The organism is Streptomyces sp. NPDC054842 (assembly GCF_053611025.1).
The window spans coordinates 1-2015 of sequence record NZ_JBSGZN010000103.1; the positions used below are offsets into that span (position 1 = coordinate 1).

Sequence of the window (2015 nt, forward strand, 5' to 3'; positions counted from 1 at the left end):
ACCTGTCGGTGACGGCCGCCTCCGCCGTGAGGTTCCGGGGTGCGTCAGGCCGCTGCCTTGAGGCGCGAGGCGATCCGCACCACGCGTTCGGCCTGGTGACGAGCCGCGGCGCGCGTGGTGTCGTCGACCGGGTTGGTGCCCTGGGCGTCGACGTGCGAGGTGCCGTAGGGGTTGCCGTCCGCGAACTTGACCGGGTCCGTGAAGCCGGGCGCGACCACGATGCCGCCGAAGTGGTGCACCGAGGTGTAGAGGGCCTGCAGCGTGGTTTCCTGGCCGGCGTGCGCGGTGGCGGAGGAGGTGAAGCCGCTGTAGACCTTGTCGGCCAGCTTGCCCTGGGCCCACAGGCCGCCGAGGGTGTCGATGAACTGCTTGAGCTGGGCGGACAGGTTGCCGAAGCGGGTCGCGGAGCCGAACAGGACGGCGTCGGCCCACTCGATGTCCTCGGGAGCCGCGACGGGGATGCCGGCGGTGGCCTCGTGGTTGGCGGCCCACGCCGGATTTGACTGGATCGCCTCCGCGGGCGCCAGCTCGGCGGCCTTCACCAGGCGGACCTCGGCACCCGCCTTGAGCGCGGCGTCGCGCAGCTCCTTGGCGATCTCGGTGATGGTGCCGGTGGAGGAGTAGTAGACGATCGCGAGGTTGACGGGAGTGGCCATGGTGGCGGTCTCCGATTCCGTGGGGTGGGTGACGGTGGAAGCGACCTACTAGGTGACCGGTCGACTATTTAGAAGGTAGGCGGACGGCCGCCTCATGTCAAAGGAGTCGGGTGTGACGTCCGGAACAGCCGGGGCCGCCTTGCCGCGGGATGCTTGTCACCTGTCGGGGGAGTGACTCGGCGGAGGAGGGCGGCCGCCGTCGGCGGTGCCCGCGCCCGGCCCGGCGCGCGCGATCGGCGCGGAGCTGGTCTGCTGGTGCGGGGGCCCTCACACCTGTTCCGGAGTGACAGCATGAGTACCTATCGAGTCGCGCAGGTGGCCGTCGCCAACGGCACGTTCGAGATCGTCGAGCGCGATCTGCCGCAGCCCGGCCCCGGCCACGTGCGCGTCGCCGTGGAGGCCTGCGGCATCTGCCACAGCGACGCCTTCTTCGTGTCGGCCGGCATGCCCGGCGTCCGCTTCCCGCTCGTTCCCGGGCACGAGATCGCCGGGCGCGTCGACGAGCTGGGGGAGGGCGCGCAGGACAAGGGCTGGAAGCTCGGGGACCGGGTGACGGTCGGCTGGTTCGGCGGCAGCTGCGGCCACTGCAAGCCATGCCGGCAGGGCGACTTCATCGTGTGCGAGAACCTCAAGATCCCCGGGTGGGCCTACGACGGCGGCTTCGGCGAGATGATGATCGCGCCGGTCGACGCGCTGGCCCGTATCCCCGAGGCGCTGACGGCGAACGACGCGGGCCCGATGGCCTGCGCGGGCGTCACGACGTTCAACGGCCTGCGGCGCAGTGCGGCCCGGCCCGGCGATCTGGTCGCCGTGCTCGGTATCGGCGGCCTGGGTCACCTGGGCGTGCAGTACGCCGTCGCCATGGGCTTCGAGACCGTGGCGATCGCCAGGGGCGCCGACAAGGGCGACTTCGCCCGGCAGTTGGGCGCCCACCACTACATCGACAGCACGGAGGGCACTCCCGTCGCGGACGCCCTCCAGGCACTCGGTGGCGCCAAGGCCGTCCTGGCCACCGCGGGCAGCTCCGACGCCATCGCGGCGACGGTGGACGGACTGGCGCCCCGCGGCGAGCTGGTGGCCATCGGTGCCAGCCCCGAGCCGCTGGCGATCAGCCCCCTCCAACTGCTCCTGAGCGGCCGTGTCGTCCGCGGGCACCCCTCGGGGACCGCGCGGGACGTGCAGGACACCATGGAGTTCAGCGCCCTGCACGGGATCCGCCCGGTCATCGAGCCGGTGCCGCTCGACCAGGCCGACGAGGCGTACCAGAAGATGCTCTCCGGTGGTGCCCGCTTCCGGATGGTGCTCACGAACGGCTGACGGTCACCGCACGAGGACCAGGGGCGGACCGCGCGTCAGGAC

At 71.9% G+C, this 2015-nt stretch carries 2 protein-coding genes; one reads left to right on the forward strand and one right to left on the reverse strand.

Going from position 1 to position 2015, the window contains the following annotated elements:
- Positions 1-44 precede the first annotated feature (44 nt).
- Positions 45-656, reverse strand: coding sequence for an NAD(P)H:quinone oxidoreductase (gene wrbA, locus ACWGIS_RS36240; protein WP_453366773.1), 612 nt, complete (start codon positions 654-656; stop codon positions 45-47).
- Between the two features lie 291 nt (positions 657-947).
- Between wrbA and ACWGIS_RS36245 the strand changes: the two genes are divergently transcribed.
- Entirely contained in the window at positions 948-1973 is a 1026-nt protein-coding gene (locus ACWGIS_RS36245; protein ID WP_453366774.1) for an alcohol dehydrogenase, read from the forward strand.
- Positions 1974-2015: the final 42 nt, after the last annotated feature.

Coding starts and splice junctions, on each gene's coding strand:
- wrbA (WP_453366773.1), bottom strand. CDS start 656: ATGGCCACTCCCGTCAACCTCGCGATCGTCTACTACTCCTCCACCGGC.
- ACWGIS_RS36245 (WP_453366774.1), top strand. CDS start 948: ATGAGTACCTATCGAGTCGCGCAGGTGGCCGTCGCCAACGGCACGTTC.